The organism is Dactylosporangium sp. CA-233914, from assembly GCF_050942935.1.
GTDB lineage: Bacteria > Actinomycetota > Actinomycetes > Mycobacteriales > Micromonosporaceae > Dactylosporangium.
Map to the genome: position 1 here is coordinate 12,061,993 of NZ_CP192030.1, position 15,456 is coordinate 12,077,448.

General features: G+C 71.5%; 18 protein-coding genes. 7 read left to right on the top strand and 11 right to left on the bottom strand.

The window, feature by feature from the left end:
- Positions 1-211 precede the first annotated feature (211 nt).
- Positions 212-538: a PadR family transcriptional regulator gene (locus ACQPY0_RS53810; protein WP_432980006.1), complete on the bottom strand. Its 327-nt coding sequence runs from the start codon at positions 536-538 to the stop codon at positions 212-214.
- A gap of 109 nt (positions 539-647) precedes the next feature.
- Positions 648-1,244: an LppU/SCO3897 family protein gene (locus tag ACQPY0_RS53815; protein ID WP_432980009.1), complete on the bottom strand. Its 597-nt coding sequence runs from the start codon at positions 1,242-1,244 to the stop codon at positions 648-650.
- A gap of 156 nt (positions 1,245-1,400) precedes the next feature.
- Here ACQPY0_RS53815 and ACQPY0_RS53820 point away from each other — a divergent pair, with 156 nt between their 5' ends.
- The 3 genes from ACQPY0_RS53820 (at position 1,401) to ACQPY0_RS53830 (ending at position 3,254) form a co-directional block, all read left to right on the top strand.
- Positions 1,401-1,823, top strand: coding sequence for a hypothetical protein (locus ACQPY0_RS53820; RefSeq protein ID WP_345126066.1), 423 nt, complete (start codon positions 1,401-1,403; stop codon positions 1,821-1,823).
- A 418-nt stretch (positions 1,824-2,241) separates the two neighbouring features.
- Positions 2,242-2,397, top strand: coding sequence for a hypothetical protein (locus tag ACQPY0_RS53825; protein WP_432980012.1), 156 nt, complete (start codon positions 2,242-2,244; stop codon positions 2,395-2,397).
- A gap of 521 nt (positions 2,398-2,918) precedes the next feature.
- A complete protein-coding gene (locus ACQPY0_RS53830; RefSeq protein ID WP_432980015.1) occupies positions 2,919-3,254 on the top strand; it encodes a hypothetical protein in 336 nt (111 codons plus the stop codon).
- A 969-nt stretch (positions 3,255-4,223) separates the two neighbouring features.
- Here the strand turns inward: ACQPY0_RS53830 and ACQPY0_RS53835 are convergent.
- The gene (locus ACQPY0_RS53835; RefSeq protein ID WP_432995810.1) at positions 4,224-5,144 is read right to left on the bottom strand and encodes an exopolyphosphatase; all 921 of its coding nucleotides are present in this window, start codon (positions 5,142-5,144) and stop codon (positions 4,224-4,226) included.
- Between the two features lie 19 nt (positions 5,145-5,163).
- On the bottom strand, positions 5,164-5,667 hold the full coding sequence (locus tag ACQPY0_RS53840) for an amino-acid N-acetyltransferase (protein WP_432980018.1): 504 nt from the start codon (positions 5,665-5,667) through the stop codon (positions 5,164-5,166).
- A 40-nt stretch (positions 5,668-5,707) separates the two neighbouring features.
- Here ACQPY0_RS53840 and ACQPY0_RS53845 point away from each other — a divergent pair, with 40 nt between their 5' ends.
- Both ACQPY0_RS53845 and ACQPY0_RS53850 read left to right on the top strand, forming a co-directional pair.
- On the top strand, positions 5,708-6,202 hold the full coding sequence (locus ACQPY0_RS53845; RefSeq protein WP_432980021.1) for a cellulose binding domain-containing protein: 495 nt from the start codon (positions 5,708-5,710) through the stop codon (positions 6,200-6,202).
- Between the two features lie 87 nt (positions 6,203-6,289).
- Complete coding sequence (locus tag ACQPY0_RS53850; RefSeq protein WP_432980024.1) at positions 6,290-7,234, top strand: phosphotransferase; 945 nt, start codon at positions 6,290-6,292, stop codon at positions 7,232-7,234.
- Here ACQPY0_RS53850 and ACQPY0_RS53855 read toward each other — a convergent pair.
- The 5 genes from ACQPY0_RS53855 to ACQPY0_RS53875 all read right to left on the bottom strand — a co-directional run bounded on the left by ACQPY0_RS53855 (position 7,211) and on the right by ACQPY0_RS53875 (position 12,870).
- The gene (locus tag ACQPY0_RS53855) at positions 7,211-7,726 is read right to left on the bottom strand and encodes a DUF501 domain-containing protein (protein WP_432980027.1); all 516 of its coding nucleotides are present in this window, start codon (positions 7,724-7,726) and stop codon (positions 7,211-7,213) included. The two genes, ACQPY0_RS53850 and ACQPY0_RS53855, sit on opposite strands and share 24 nt — an antisense overlap.
- Entirely contained in the window at positions 7,723-8,277 is a 555-nt protein-coding gene (locus ACQPY0_RS53860) for an FtsB family cell division protein (protein ID WP_432980030.1), read from the bottom strand. The genes ACQPY0_RS53855 and ACQPY0_RS53860 overlap by 4 nt, the downstream gene beginning before the upstream one ends.
- Positions 8,278-8,469: 192 nt before the next feature.
- Positions 8,470-9,747, bottom strand: a complete 1,278-nt coding sequence (gene eno, locus ACQPY0_RS53865) for a phosphopyruvate hydratase (RefSeq protein WP_432980033.1) — start codon at positions 9,745-9,747, stop codon at positions 8,470-8,472.
- A gap of 83 nt (positions 9,748-9,830) precedes the next feature.
- Positions 9,831-11,456, bottom strand: a complete 1,626-nt coding sequence (locus ACQPY0_RS53870; RefSeq protein ID WP_432980036.1) for a DUF885 domain-containing protein — start codon at positions 11,454-11,456, stop codon at positions 9,831-9,833.
- A gap of 49 nt (positions 11,457-11,505) precedes the next feature.
- Positions 11,506-12,870, bottom strand: coding sequence for a PLP-dependent aminotransferase family protein (locus tag ACQPY0_RS53875; protein ID WP_432995812.1), 1,365 nt, complete (start codon positions 12,868-12,870; stop codon positions 11,506-11,508).
- 75 nt (positions 12,871-12,945) lie between these two features.
- Between ACQPY0_RS53875 and ACQPY0_RS53880 the strand changes: the two genes are divergently transcribed.
- The gene (locus ACQPY0_RS53880; RefSeq protein WP_432980039.1) at positions 12,946-13,932 is read left to right on the top strand and encodes a DMT family transporter; all 987 of its coding nucleotides are present in this window, start codon (positions 12,946-12,948) and stop codon (positions 13,930-13,932) included.
- Positions 13,815-14,279, top strand: coding sequence for a patatin-like phospholipase family protein (locus tag ACQPY0_RS53885; RefSeq protein WP_432980042.1), 465 nt, complete (start codon positions 13,815-13,817; stop codon positions 14,277-14,279). The genes ACQPY0_RS53880 and ACQPY0_RS53885 overlap by 118 nt, the downstream gene beginning before the upstream one ends.
- Here the strand turns inward: ACQPY0_RS53885 and ACQPY0_RS53890 are convergent.
- Positions 14,177-14,560, bottom strand: a complete 384-nt coding sequence (locus tag ACQPY0_RS53890) for a hypothetical protein (protein WP_432995928.1) — start codon at positions 14,558-14,560, stop codon at positions 14,177-14,179. The genes ACQPY0_RS53885 and ACQPY0_RS53890 overlap by 103 nt on opposite strands.
- Before the next feature lie 28 nt (positions 14,561-14,588).
- Entirely contained in the window at positions 14,589-15,230 is a 642-nt protein-coding gene (locus ACQPY0_RS53895) for a hypothetical protein (protein ID WP_432980045.1), read from the bottom strand.
- Between the last annotated feature and the right edge of the window lie 226 nt (positions 15,231-15,456).

The window sequence follows — 15,456 nt, forward strand, 5'->3', positions numbered from 1 at the left end:
CTCCTGATGAGCGACCACTCCGCTTCGCTCCGTACCGCTCATGCCAGCCCCTCCGCTTCGCTCCGGTCCAGGCCTGAAACCCCTGAGCTCCTGATGAGCGACCACTCCGCTTCGCTCCGTACCGCTCATGCCAGCCCCTCCGCTTCGCTCCGGTCCAGGCCTGAAACCCCTGAACCCCTATGAGCGGCCACTCCGCTTCGCTCCGTACCGCTCATGCGGCTTCCTCCCCGATGAGCCGGTGCATGGTCTGCGCGAAGCCGTGCCAGACCTTGCCGGACTGGGCGAGCTGGGCCCGGCCCGCGGCGTTGAGCGCGTAGTACTTGCGGTGGGGCCCGGACTCGCTGGGCACCACGTAGGTGGTGAGCGCGCCGGCCTGGAAGAGCCGGCGGAGGGTGCCGTACACCGACGCGTCCCCGACGTCGTCGAGGCCGGCCGCGCGCAACCGGCGCAGGATGTCGTACCCGTATCCGTCCTCGTCCCGCAGCACGGCGAGCACGGCCAGGTCGAGCACCCCCTTGAGCAGCTGGGTGGTGTCCACGGCAAGCAGAGTAGTGTGCAATGCGCAGTACTATCAAGCACGCAGCACCATGAACACGCAAAAGGCGGCCCGCCCGGAGCGGACCGCCTCGCGAGGTGTTGCCGAGGTCTTACTTGTCGTCGAGGCAGAGGGCGTCACCGCTACTGTCGTTGGCGCCCTGCCACAGCACGTACTTCGCGTCGGTGAAGTCGTCACAGACGGTGGGCTTCTCCTTGAGGGCCTCCGTCTTCGGGACGCCGCCCTTGATGCCCACGACCTTGTACTTCGCGGTCGCGTCGTCGCACTTGACGATCTTCACGCTGACGTCCTTGGACGCCTCGTCGGTGATCGAGTCACCGGCCAGGCAGTCGCCCACCTTGGCGTTCGACGGGTCGGAGTTCACACTGTCGACGATGTCGTTCCAGGTGCTCCGGGCGAACAGGAAGATGCCGCCGCAGCACAGGAGGGCCAGCACCAGGATGACACTCACGATGATCAAAATGATCTTGCCGGCGCTGCTCTTCTTCGGAGGCGGCGGCGGGGCACCGAACGGAGCGCCGGGAGCGCCGTACGCCGGCGGCTGGTCGTAGGGCGCGCCAGAGGAGGGCGACCCGTACGGCACACCGGACGACGGCGGCCCGTACGGAGGCTGGTCACCGCCGGGCGGCGGGTATCCCCCGCCACCGGGAGGCGGGTAGCTGCCGGGCGGCGGGTACTGATCAGACATGCGTTTCCTTCCGGGGTATGCCGCAAAGATCACCCTAACGGGCAAAAGGACGGTTGAGCTTGGAAAACCGGCCTCTGGCCCACTGGAGACGGCTCACGATAGCGGTAGAGGGCCAATACGCGCACCACCGAGCGTGCTCGTACTACGGTGTGCGCCGTGACCGATCTGTTGAAACGACTCGCCGCAGCCCCCGGCGTGTATCGGGGACGCGGCGACGGGCTCGAGTCCGGCCCCTTCGTCGCCCGCATCAAGGTGACCTCCGTGGTGCGCGGGAACGCCATCACGCTGGACTACGAGGCGGTCAGCGACAGCAAGGGACTGCAGCACGTCGAGCACACGATCCTCACCGCGAGTGAGGCCGGCCGGCTGGAACTGCACGTCACGTGCCTTGAGCTGCCCGGTGTGACCCGATTCGTGCAGAGCGAGCCGGGCGTGTTCAACGCCTACGAGGGCGCCCTGCTAGCCAAGATCATCATCACGATGCCGAGTGACGGCGTACTTACCTATGGCTGGTGGTGGTCGCGCGACGACGCCGAGCCCCGGGAGCAGTCCCGAGCCGAGGTCCGCCGGACCGGGTGAGACCTGCCCATACCCGCACCTCCCCGACGGCTGAGTCCTGACACAAACTCGACAGACACCACGACTGACCGGTCTCACATTGTGGCGGTGGTGAGCCGGCGCGCAAGCCAGTCGGCCGGACACAGTCCACCGCCCAGGGTGAGGATGCCCGTCGCTCTGGGCGATCTGTTGTCGAAGCAAGATGATCGGCTACGGGCACGGGCAGTGATGTGGCGCGGCTGCCGGGCCTTCACCGTCTGACCATGGTCGGGTCGCCACCGACACCGACGAGCCACCGTGCAGGTGGTGACCGCCGATGAGCGGGCACGATCGCCGGGTTGGCAATCCTGGGCCGGACGCGGCGGTGCATTAGTGCGCCGCCGCCCTGAGGGTGAGGTGGGCCGCCGGCGAGGTGCCCACGGCTTCAGGGCCACGGCGTTTGCGTGCGCGCCGGGTCCATCGCGCGGACCCGGCTCGCATCGACGAACGACGCGGCAACAACATCGCCAACGTCGCCGCCGCCCGCGAACGGCTCACCCTGGTCTTCTACGGACTACGCGACGGGCTCATCCGCTGCCTGGCCCAATCCGCGTGAGCCCCCAGCCCCGGCGCGAGATCACGGTATGCCCGAGCCCCGCCCCGGCAGCGCGGCCGACCCCACTTGATTGACCCCGCCTGGTCAGGGCCGTAACGCTCCATGCCGCCCCGCCGACGGCGAAGGGATGACCGGCAGCCGGACCCCGGTTCGCCAATTGTCCGTTTCGGATGGCGGAGAGGGATGGCGGACCCGTTCCGGATCACTCCCGAAACCTCACACAAGCCAGCATTCCCTACAAAAATGAACTAATTAGACATCGATGTATTGACATTAATGATGATCGCAGATACCGTACTCACGCGCCGACGCAACGCGAGGAACAGAATTTACGGGGAGCAAGACATTGCAAAGTCGCGCATCGCGTCCTCGGCACAGACTTAAATGCCGATGCGCGTCTGACGGATACGGCCGCAGGTTCTAGCCGCGGTCGGCACGTGACGGCTCGGACTCCTCCGGCCAAATATCAATTTCGGCCAAACATGGCGTCCATTGTCAAACCAAGCCCAAAAGGGGATGGGATGAGCACTGCCCGAAAGCGCTTCCTCGCCGCAACGGTTGTGGCGACAACCGCCCTGGCGGGGCTGGCGGTGTCGGCCGAGCCGGCATTCGCGCAGCCCTCAGACTGCTACTTCTACGCGAATACGGGGCAGAACGGATTCGCCTACGGCGCCTGCGCCGCCGGCACCGGACTGTACTGGACGCAAGCCAGTTGCGGAACAAGTGCACTGAATCCGGTGTACGTCGCAATCGGCCCGAAGAGGTCGCCCGGCGGGGGCAACAGCATCGCCGACTGCTCCGCCGGCATCGGCGGAGCGCACTACCTGATCAGCGCCTCGCAACACTTCTCGGGCTAACGGCAGGCCAAGCGGCACATTCTGGTAGGCGATGGCCAATATCGGGTCCAAGCCACCTGTGACACCAGCCCAATCAATCCGGGATATGCCGCCATCAGTCCGAGGAAATCCGTTGACCCGGGCCAGTAGCAACAAACTCAGCGGCGTGGGATCGACTACGGACGATCCCACGCCGCGCTGACCGGGTGGTCATGGATTGAATCCGACGCGCCTGCGGCGGAGCCAGTTGAGCAGCCCCGCCGCGCGAAGGCGCGGTTGCGGGAGTTGCTGGCTGCCGGGGATGCCGAGATCAAGGCGTTGCGGCAGGCCGGGACGTCGAGAACGCCGAACTGCGGGTGGCGGCGAAACGCTGGCGTCGCGGGTCGCGGAGTTGGAGCGTCGGCCGGCGTAACCCCGGCCGACGAGGGCGAGGGCGGGCACTGCCGCAACGCTGGGCCTGGCCGGGGCCGACGTGAGCGGCGGCTGCGGGCCGACCTCCGACTCGCACCCGCACAATGACGGCAACGATCGGCGTTTCACAAAATGAGCAGGTGCGACTGGTCGGCGCCGGAGTCGCCGATCAGGCGGATCGGCTGCCCGGCAACGACCAGTCCCGGTCATGCAGCGTGCTCACCTGTTCGGGGCGAGACCTTCGGGTTGGCGGAGTCGAGGTCCTCAAGTCCGTAGGAAGTTCGCTTCCGGGCCCGGCGCAGCTTGCGGGGTTCGTCGCGGCGAGCGAACTCAGGGCAGGTCAGCAAGAACGACGCAATCGTTCGGTCGCCGAAACTCCTTGCTGAAGGAACGCGTCGGGCATGGTGGGCATGTGCTTGCGCGCCTCGATCGCAACCAACCGCGGGCGCGTCCGTCAGCGTGGTGGCGCGATCACCGCGACGAGCGGCGCCTTCGGCGCACGGATCAGCAGGTGGGTGCCGTACGCCGCCCAGCAACGCGTCGGCGGGCGGGCCTGCACAGGGGCTGCTATCGGTGAGTTCACTGCAACGACAGGGCGATTCCGTCGAGGATGTCCGACTCGGACGCGATGACCGAATCCGCGCCGGAGCGCTCGACGATCACGCGGAGGATCAGCGCCCCCGCGCCGATGACGTCAGCGCGGCCGGGGTGCATGACCGGGTGCTCCAGCCGCTGGGCGGCGGTCTTGGCGAGCAGGTCGGCGGTCACCTTGGCGACGTCCTGCGCGCCGATCCGGGCCCGGTGGATGCGCTTCGGGTCGTACTCCGGCAGCCCCAGCGCCAGCGCTGCCACCGTCGTCACCGAGCCGGCCAGCCCGACCAGGGTGGCCGCCCGGGTGCCGTCGACCGCGGCCAGGGCCCGGTCCACGGCGGCGGCGATGTCGGCCTCGGCCGCCTCGACCTGCTCCGGGGTCGGCGGGTCGGCCCGCAGGTGCCGCTCGGTCATCCGCACGCAGCCGATGTCGACGCTGATGGCGGCGTCGACGTCGCTCTCCCCCACGACGAACTCCGTGGACCCGCCCCCGATGTCCACGACCAGGAACGGCGGCTCGGCGGTGAGGCCGCGCACGGCCCCGGCGAAGGACAGCCGGGCCTCCTCGTCGCCGGTGATCACCTCGGGCGCGAAGCCGAGCGTGTCGAGCACCATGGCGCGGAAGTCGGCGGCGTTCTCGGCGTCGCGGGAGGCGCTGGTGGCCACCATGCGGGCCGCGTCGACGCCGGCCTGGGCGATGTCCGCGGCATAGTCCGCCAGGGCGAGCCGGGTGCGCTCGATCGCCGCCGGGGACAGCCGACCGGTCCGGTCGACGCCCTCGCCCAGCCGGACGATCCGCATCTGCCGGGTGACGTCCGAAATTTCCGAAGATACCGAGATTTCCGAAGAATCCGAAACATCGGCAATCAGGAGTCGGACGGAGTTCGTCCCGCAGTCAATGGCCGCCACGCGCTTCACACCTGAGAGCCTACAAATGCAGCAGCATGCGGTGGTTGCCCAGGGTGTTGGGCTTGACCCGCTCCAGGTCGAGGAACTCGGCGACACCCTCGTCGTAGGAGCGCAGCAGCTCCTCGTAGACCTGGTGGGTGACCGGGGTGCCGTCGATCGGCACGAAGCCGAACGAGCCGAAGAAGCGGGTCTCGAAGGTCAGGACGAACACCCGGCGCACGCCGATCTCGCGCGCTGCGTCGAGCAGCTCGGCCACGATCCGGTGCCCGATCTTGTGGCCGCGCAGCAGCGGGTCGACCGCGACCGTGCGCACCTCGGCGAGGTCCTCCCACATGACGTGCAGCGCGCCGCAGCCGACGATCGTGCCGTCGCTTCGCCGCTCGGCCACCCAGAACTCCGGGATGGCCTCGTAGAGCGCGACGGTGGGCTTGGACAGCAGCCGGCGATCCGCGACGTACATCGCGACCAGCCGCCGGATCCCCCGCACGTCGGCGGTGCGCGCCCGCCGGACGGTTACCTCCATGGAACGGTTACCTCCCTGACGTAAGGGTAGTGGCGCGCGGATGTGGCATCTGACACGCGACCGGGTGCTGATGGTCACCACGGCGGTGATGACGGTGGCGGCCGGGACGATGACGGCCCTGTACGTGACGAAGGGCGAGCCCGGCCCGCCGCCGACGAAACCCGTGGCCACCACCGGCGACCCGCACCCCCCGGCCGCCTCCGCCCGGCCCAGCGGCGTCGCGAAGGCCGGGTCGGTGAAGGCGGCCTACGCGGTGCGCAGCAAGTGGAAGGACGGCTTCAACGCCGAGGTGACGCTGACCAACCTGGGCAGCCAGCCGCTGATGGGCTGGACGGTGCAGCTCGAGCTGCCCAGGGAGGTGGACGTCACCTCGACGTGGGGCGCCAAGGCGGATCTGCAGCCGGGACTGCTGGTGCTGCGCTCGCAGTCGTACAACACCTACCTGGACGCGGGCGGCACGATCCGGATGGGCTTCGAGGCCAAGGGACCGGCGGGCCCGCCGACCGGCTGCCTGGTCAACGGAACGCCTTGCTGAGACCAGATAATCGTCAAAAATCTGACTGTTTGAATGTGATCGCCGTCCAGTCCTGCCCGCGGCGGGATACTGACGTACCTTGTCGTGGTGCTCACCCCACCGACCGGGCTTCCCGAGAAGACGCTCGGGGCGCTCCTGGCCCAGGAGTGGGGCATTCCGGTCAAGTCGCTCGCCTACCGGCCGGTCGGCTTCGGCAGCCATCACTGGGAGCTCGTCGACACCGCGGGGTCCCGCTGGTTCGTCACCGTCGACGAGCCGGCCGACCCGGGCAAGCTCGACGCCTCGCTGCGGGTGGCGGCCGACCTCCACGCGACGGGCCACTCCTTCGTCGTCGCCCCCGTGCCGACACTGAGCAGCGCCGGCACGGTCCGCAGCGGGCCGTTCACCATCGCGGTGTACCCCTTCGTCGACGGCGCCAGCTTCGAGTGGAACGCCTTCACCGGCCCGGCGCACCGGCAGGCGACGCTCGACATGATCATCCGGCTGCACACCGCGCCGCCGATCGCGCGGCGCCACGCCCGGGCCGACGACTTCGCGGTGCCCTACCGCGACGAGGTCGAGGCGGCGCTGCGCCGCCCGGGCGAGGAGTGCGGGCCCTACGCGGTGCCCGCCGCCGACCTGCTCGCCGCGCACCGCCGCCAGCTGGAGAAGGTGCTGGCCCGCTACGACGAGCTGGTGCTGAGCAGCCGGGCCGAGCCGGTCCGGGCGGTGCTCACGCACGGCGAGCCGCACTCGGGCAACACCATGCGCACGCCGACCGGGTGGCGGCTCATCGACTGGGACACCGTGCTGATCTCGCCGCCGGAGCGGGACCTGTGGCTGATCGAGCCCGGCGACGGGTCGATCTTCGCGGCCTACGCCGAGGCCACGGGCGTGCTGGTCCGCCCGTCGACGATCATGCTGTTCCAGCTGCGCTGGGCGCTCGCGGACGTCGCGGTCGAGGTGCGCCGCTTCCGCCGCCCGCACACCGGCACCCAGGACGACGCCGAGGGCTACGAGATCCTGCGCTCAGTCGTCACCAGCATCGAGTGACACGCAGGGCCCCTGCTTCCACCACTCCCCCGCGAGCTCGGCGGTCTCGTCGCCGAACGGGTTGACCCCCGGGCCGACGGCCAGCGCGTGGCCGAGGTGCACGTGCAGGCACTTCACCCGGGTCGGCATGCCACCCGCGGACACCCCGTCGATCTCCTCGACGTGCCCGACCGCCTCGCGGCGACGCAGGTAGTCCTCGTGCGCGCGCTGGTAGGCCGCGGCGAGCTCGGGGTCCTGCGCGAGACGGGCACCCATCTCGCGCATCAGGCCGGACGACTCGAGCCGGCTGCACTCGTGCACCGCGCGGGGGCAGGTGAGGTAGAACAGCGTCGGGAACGGCGTGCCGTCGGGCAGCCGGGGCGTGGTCTCCACGACGTCGGGCAGGCCGCACGGGCAGCGGTGCGCGACCGCCCGGGTGCCGCGCGGGGTCCGGCCGAGCTGGGCCGCGACCACCGCGAGGTCCTCGTCGGTGGCCTTGCTGAACTCGGTCACTGTTTGTCCGCCGCCTCGACGCTCGACCAGAGCTTGCCGTACCACGGCCGGGGCGGCTTCGGCGCGCCCGGCAGCTCCGCGGGGTCGGTCTCCGTGCGGTTGGCCGGGTCGACGACGATGTAGGGCTTCTCGCCGGGCAGCACCATGTGCAGCCGCTGGCGGGCCTGGGAGATCACGTATTCCGGGTCGTCCCACTTCCTCGCCCGCGCCTCCATGTCGGCGACCTTGGCGGCCTGCAGCTGCTGGCTCGCCTCCAGCGCCTGGATCTCGGCCTGCTGGGCGAGATACACCCGCACCGGGTAGGCATAGGCGAGCAGCAGCACCAGGAGCACCAGGCTCAGCAGGACCGCCCGGCTGGTGAACCGGCGCGGCTGGGGCGCCCGGGTGCGAAGCGCCGCGCCGCCGGTGGCGACGGCCCGCCGGGCGAGCATCGGGCGCGAGGGCGCGCGTCCGCCGGCCCGCTGGGTCCCGCGGGGGCTCCCGTTCTGGCCCCGGGGGGACGAGCCGCGCGGGCCCGCACCGCGCCCGCCGGGCCTGGTGCGCTGCTGCATATGCTGTCCTTCGCGGTCGCTGCGCTCCCTCCCCAGCGGAGGGCTCCGCCCACCCGCACCCCCTGCCACACTCTGGTCACTGTGGTCGGGAAGGAGCCGGGAGCGTCGTGCGGGAGCCTTGAGCGTCGTGCGGTGCGGCCTTTGCGGACCGCACCGCACGAACTCAAGAACGGTTACACGAACTCGGAACGGTTAACGGTAGCGCGGGAAGGCTCCGCGGCCGGCGTAGCGCGCCGCGTCGTCGAGCTCGTCCTCGATGCGCAGCAGCTGGTTATACTTGGCCACGCGCTCGGAGCGGGCCGGCGCGCCGGTCTTGATCTGGCCGCTGCCCACGGCGACGGCGAGGTCGGCGATGGTGGTGTCCTCGGTCTCGCCCGAGCGGTGGCTCATCATCGTGCGGAAGCCGGCGCGGTGGGCGAGGTCCACGGCGTCGAGCGTCTCGGTGAGCGAGCCGATCTGGTTGACCTTGACCAGGACCGCGTTGGCGGTCTCGGTGGCGATGCCCCGGGCGATGCGCTGCGGGTTGGTGACGAACAGGTCGTCGCCGACGATCTGGATGCGCGAGCCGAGCGCGTCGGTCATCGCCTTCCAGCCGTCCCAGTCCTCCTCGGACAGCGGGTCCTCGATGGACACGATCGGGTAGGCGTCCACGAGCTGGGTGTAGTAGGCGATCATCTCGTCGGACGACTTGCTGCCGCCCTCGAAGCCATACGCCCCGTCCTTGAAGAACTCGGTCGCGGCCACGTCGAGCGCGAGCACGATGTCGCTGCCCAGCGAGTAGCCGGCCTTCTCGACGGCCTCGGCGATCAGGTCGAGCGCGGCCGCGTTGGTCGGCAGGCTCGGGGCGAAGCCGCCCTCGTCGCCCAGGCCGGTGGCCAGGCCCTTCTTCTTCAGCACGGACTTGAGGGTGTGGTAGACCTCGGCGCCGGTGCGCAGGGCCTCGCGGAAGGTCGGCGCGCCGATCGGCGCGATCATGAACTCCTGGATGTCGACGTTGGAGTCCGCGTGCGCGCCGCCGTTGAGGATGTTCATCATCGGCACCGGCAGCAGGTGCGCGTTGGGGCCGCCGAGGTACTTGAACAGGCTCAGACCGGCCGAGTCGGCGGCGGCCTTGGCGACCGCGAGCGACACGCCGAGGATCGCGTTGGCGCCGAGCGCGGACTTCTCCGGGGTGCCGTCGAGGTCGAGCATGGCCTGGTCGACGAGGCGCTGCTCGGTGGCGTCGAAGCCGCGGACGGCCTCGGCGATGCGCTCGTTGACGTTGTCGACGGCCTTCTCCACACCCTTGCCGAGGTAGCGCTTGCTGTCGCCGTCGCGCAGTTCGTTGGCCTCGAAGGCGCCGGTGGAGGCGCCCGAGGGAACCGCCGCCCGGGCCAGGGTGCCGTCGTCGAGAACGACCTCGACCTCGACCGTCGGGTTGCCCCGTGAGTCGAGGATCTCCCGCGCGCCGATTGCTTCGATAGTGGCCACTGTCGTGTCACTCCTTGCAGAAAAAAGTTTGGTCGGCCGCCACGGTGCGGCACCCCTGAGCCTATCGTCCGGGTGTCTCCCGCTTACCGCTCGGGTTGCAGATCCAGCAGCGTGCGCAGGTGGCGCGGGGGCGGCGAGCCGTGGGCCAGCATGCGGTCGTGCCAGTCGCGCAGCGTGACGCCCGCCGGGCGCGCGTCGGCGATCCGGCGGATCTCGGTGTAGCCCACGAAGTACGTCGAAAGCTGCGTCGAGCTCAGCAGCGCCCGCCGCCACTTGCCGGCCGCCTCGCCCTCCTCCTGGAAACCACGCTCCATCATCAGCGCCATCGCCTCGGACTCGCCCATCCCGTCGCAGTGCACCCGCTGGTCGATGATCGCGTTGATGCTCATCCGCAGCTGCATCTTGAGCTGCTGCAGCCGCACCGGCAGCCCGCCGAAGCCGCGCTCGGCCATGAACTCCTCGGCGTAGACCGCCCAGCCCTCCACGAACGGCCCGCTCCAGCCGATCGCGCGGGCCCGGGTGCGGCCGCGGAACCGGCGGGCGTGCGCGAGCTGCAGGAAGTGCCCGGGCGTGGCCTCGTGAACGGTGAGGTCGCGCAGCATGTGGCTGTTGTACTCGCGGTAGAACGACGCCACGCGCTCGCCGGGCCAGTCCGCGGGCGTGGGCGAGATGCAGAAGAACGTCGGCAGCTCGGCGGGCTCGAGCAGGCCGGGCGGGTCGCAGTAGGCCACCGCCACGCCCCGCGCGAACTCGGGCATCTCCATGATCACGATCGGGTCGTCGAGGAGCGTGACGAGGTCGTGCTCGCGGACGAACGCGGTGGCCTCCTCCAGGGAGACCTTGGCCAGCTCGACGATCGTGTCGTCGTCGGGCACGTCCGCCGCCGCCCGGGCCAGCGCCTCGCGCACGGTGCCGGTGCCGGGCGCCGCCCCGGTCAGCTCGGCCGCGACGGCCGCAAGCTCCGCGCTCACCCGGTCGAGGTTGGCCTCGGCCCGCTCCAGCACCGTGCGGGCGCCGAGCTCGGTGTCCAGGGTGTGCCAGAGCCGGGCCTCCCACAGCCGCCGCCCCAGCCGCGGGTCGCGCTCGGCGGAGTCCAGGCGGCCGCGCAGCCACTCGGCGAAGGCGTCCAGCTCGGCCGCGGCGCGCTCCTGCACCGGCGCGACCACCTCGGCCATGCCCGGCGCCTCCTTGAACAGCTCGCCGAGCTCCTCACGGACCAGCCGGGCCGTGCCGGCGAACTGCCCGATCGCGGTCTCCACGTGCACCCGCGGCGCCTCGCCGAGCACCTCGCGGGCGGTGGCCAGCGCGTCGGGGATCGCCGTCAGCCGCGCGGCGATCGACACCAGCCGCTCCTCGGCCGGGGCGAACGGGCGCGAGATGAGCCCGTGCAGCAGCCCGCCGGGGTTGTGCACGAGCGGGTTCCACTCGTGCTCGCGGATCTCGGTGCGCTCGAACAGCATGCGCTCGACCCGGGCCAGCAGCACGGCGTGGTCGATCTGGTCCTGCGGGTCGAGCTCGTCGATGTCGATCATGCTCAGGGCGGCGGAGGCGTCGCGGAGCATGTCGACGTCGCCGGCCACACCCTCGGCGGAGTAGTCGGGTAGCCGGTCGTCGAAGCGGTGATCCCCGGCGCCGGCCGCGAGCGAGGGCGCACACTCGAGCAGCGCGTCGGCGATGTGCTCGGCCAGAGGCACGAATTGCTGGGACATACACCTGACGGTATCGGGTGCTCAGCCGCGACCACGACCGGTGCCGTGCTCAGACGAGTGTGGCGAGTTTCCGCACGGCGGTGGCCAGCTCGTGCGGGGTGTGGGCGGCGTAGCCCAGGACCAGGCCACGGGGCCCGCCCTTGCGCACGCGCAACTCCGAGAGGGCCAGCGGGCCGAGGCCGGCCGCGGCCGCGCGCTCGGCCAGGGCCCGGTCGTCGACGTCCGGCGGCAGCTCGACCACCAGGTGCAGGCCGGCCGCGATGCCGCCGATGCGGGCGCGGGGCAGGTGGCGGCGGACGGCGGCGACCACCGCGTCGCGCCGCTCGCGGTGCAGGCGGCGGGCGCGGCGCAGGTGCCGGTCGTAGCCGCCGCCGGCCAGGAACTCGGCGAAGGCGAGCTGCTGCAGGGCCGGGCCGCCGTTGTCCGCGTCGTGCTTGGCCGCGCACAGGTCCGTAAGCCACTCGGGCGGGGCGGCGAGCCAGCCCAGCCGCAGGCCGGGCGCGAGAACCTTGCTCACCGAGCCGACCAGGGCGACCCGGTCCGGGGCCAGGCCCTGCAGGCAGGCGACGGGCTCGCGGTCGTAGCGGTACTCCGCGTCGTAGTCGTCCTCCACGACCAGCCCGTCGACCCGGCGGGCCCAGGCGATGACGTCCGCGCGGCGCCCGGGCGCGAGCACCACGCCGGTCGGGAACTGGTGGGCAGGGGTGAGCACGACCGCCCGGACGCGGGTGCGGGCCAGCGCCGCCACGTCGAGGCCGTCCCCGTCGACCGGGACCGCCACGACGTCGAGGCCGAGGCGGGTCAGGTGCTCACGCAGGGCGGCCGGCCCCGGGTCCTCCAGCGCGATCCGGCGGGTGCCGCGGGCCAGCAGCACCCGCGCGAGCAGCGCCAGGCCCTGGGTGACGCCGGCGGTGACGATGAGCCCATCGGCGGGGACCAGGGCGGCCCGCACGCGGCCCAGGTAGCCCGCGAGCTCGGCACGCAGCCGGGGCACGCCGGTCGCGTCGCCGTAGTCGAAGTCCGCGTCCAGCGCGCTGGTGAGCGCGGTCTCGTAGGCGCGGCGCCAGGCGGTACGCGGGAAGGCGCCCAGGTCCGGCACGCCCGGGCGCAGCGGGGCGACCGCGGTGCGGCGCTCGGCCACGTCGGCGCGCCGGGGCGGCACGGCCGCGACCACCTCGGCCACGACGGTGCCCGAGCCGCGCCGGCTCACCAGCCGTCCCTCGGCCGCCAGCTGCTCGTAGGCGCCGACCACCAGGCCGCGCGAGACGCCGAGGTCGGCGGCGAGGTCGCGGGTCGAGGGCAGCCGGGTGCCGGGGGCGAGACGGCCGCGCGTGATCGCCTCGCGCAGCGCGCCGACGAGCTGCTCGCCCACGCGCGGGCGCGTGCGGTCGAGCTCGACGAGCGCCTCCCACACCGACAAAGTGGCCCTCCAAAACCGGCGTCCGGTGGCACTGTAGCGGGTACCACTGACGCTCGTAAGTTCCTTGTCGTGACCCGCCGCTACACCGCCTGTTGCGTGCTGACCTGCGCGATTCTCGGCGGCTCGTTCATCGTGAGCCGCTCGATCGTCGACTATCCGATCCTCACCGGCCAGACCCTTCGCTACGCCCTGGCCGCGCTGGCGCTGTTCGCCCTGGCCGGCCGCGGCCGTCCCCGGGTTCACCCGTCCGGGCGGGAGCTGGCGCGGCTGGCACTGGTCGCGGCGACCGGGCTCGTGGCGTTCAACGTGCTGCTGCTCTTCGCGTTGCGCCACGCCGACCCGGCGGTCATCGCCACCATCGTCGGGGTCAGCCCCCTGCTGCTCGCGCTGCTCGGACCGGTGCAGGAGCGGCGGCGGCCGGCGCCCCGGCTGCTCGGGGCGGCCGCGGTGGCGGTCGCCGGGGCGGCGCTGGTCTCCGGCTTCGGCGCGCACGACGCGGCCGGGCTCGCCGCGGCGGTCGGGGTGCTGGGCTGCGAGACCGCCTTCTCACTGCTGGCGGCGCCGCTGCTGCCGCGCCTCGGGCCGGTGCGCGTCTCGGCGTGGAGCACGGCACTGGCGGTACCGCTGCTGCTGCTCCTGCTGCCCCTCAGCGGCGAGCGGCCGCGCCTTCCGGACCCGTCGGAGGCGGCGGCGATCGCCTTTCTCGGGCTGGTGCTGACCGTGGTGGCGTTCGTGTGCTGGTATTCGGGGGTCGCCGGGCTCGGCCTGGAGCGGGCCGGGGTCTACCTGGCCCTCGTGCCCGTCGTCGCCCTGCTCACCGCGGCCGTGGTGGACGGCGCGTGGCCCGGCCCGGCCGAGGTCGCCGGCGTGGCGCTCGTGGGCGCCGGGCTGGTGCTGGCCGCACGCGGTGTTTCCCCGGGCGTGTTAAGACGGATCGCATGGCAAGTACCGCGCTCGTCCTCGGCGCCGGCGGCATCACCGGCGTCGCCTGGCAACTCGGCATCCTCGTCGGCCTCCACGACCGGGGCATCGACCTCGGCGCGGACGCCGACCTGATCCTCGGCACCTCGGCCGGGGCCATGACCGGCGCGCTGATCGCCGCGTTCGGCGACCCGCGCACGTCGGCCCGGTCGCTGATCCCGCGGACGACGATGACGGGCAGGGCCCGCCGCCGCGATCGAGGCCCCGCTCGGCCCCGGCGACCCGCCCAGCCGGTGCTCGACGCTATTAGGACACCGCGCGACACGTGCTGCGAATCCTCGACCTTACCGGGCAACCCGAGCCCCGCTGGTCAGAGTTGTCAGGCGGGCTCGACCTCGTCGATGCGGACCATCGCGATGTCGGGGCGAACCTTGGCGATCGAGTCGAAGTCCGCATCAACGTGTGCCACGGTGAGGCCGTGAGCCTGCGCGGTGAGCGCGATGATGATGTCCATCGGCGAGGGCCCGCGATGGTGTCCGACCTGGATCAGGTCACGCTGCACTGCCAGCACACGCGTCCATGGGTCGTCGAGGGCGGGGACCCAGCCGAACGTGCGGCGGAGCACCGCGGCAAACGGGCCGTAGTGTCGCGCCGCCTCCACGCCGACCATCAGTTCAGACTCGACGGGTGGGCAGATCGACACCACCCCTTGATCGACCAGGCCGGGCCACGGGCCGGCGATCTGCCGCGCAGCAGCCGCCACACCGCTGAGGTGTCGGCGAGGTACCCGGTCACCGGCCGGACTCCTCGTAGTCAGCGAGTGCGTCGAAGTTCAGATACGTCGAGGCGTTCTCCTGGAGCCACCTCAGCCCGCCTGCCCGGTCTGCCGGCTCGGCGGCGAGCAGCGCCTGCAAGCGAGGGTCGGCGTGCGACTCGGCGGCCTCTTGCCACTTGGCGATCAACAACTGGACCGCTGCACGAGTCCCGCCGTCGCTGGTGGTCGCAGCGTCGAATTCGCGCATGGCGTCGTCGAGCATGTCCGCTGGCAGCGTCACCGCCCAGGGCCAGATCGCCGCGACATCGCCGTTGCGGGCATGCCGGGCCAGCGCCAGGCGGGCGGTAGCCACCGCTGCGGCTTCCTCGGCGTGGTCGGCGATCTCCAGCACCGGCCGGGTGATGGCCTCACGGACGGACGCATCCCCGAGGCGGGCCGCCGACTCGACAATGGAGTCCGCCGCCTGCCGGGCCTCCTGTGCTGCGGTGCGCGCCATGGTCACCGCCTGCTCGCGGGCCAGCAGCACCATGTCCGGTGGCGTGATCTCCGCGACCCGCTCGCCGTGACGCAGGACGAAGACCACGTTGCCGGCCTCGACGGTGTGCACCGCCTCACCGAGGCGGCCACCGTCCTCGTGCAACTCGAACGCGCTCGTCATGCCTCCACGCTACCGGTCCGGGCGCCGTTCGGGTGCGACGGAACCTCGCCAGAGCCAGCTCGACGAACTTCTCGCTGAACCAAGGGTGTCCACCCCCGGCGTGATCGCCCCGAGCGTGCCACCCAACCGGCGGCGCTCGAAGGTGAGGTGAAGGACGTGCGCCTTCGTCACGTCGCACACGTACAGCAGATCACCGACCCCGGACCTCGCGCTTCAGGGCCTCCTC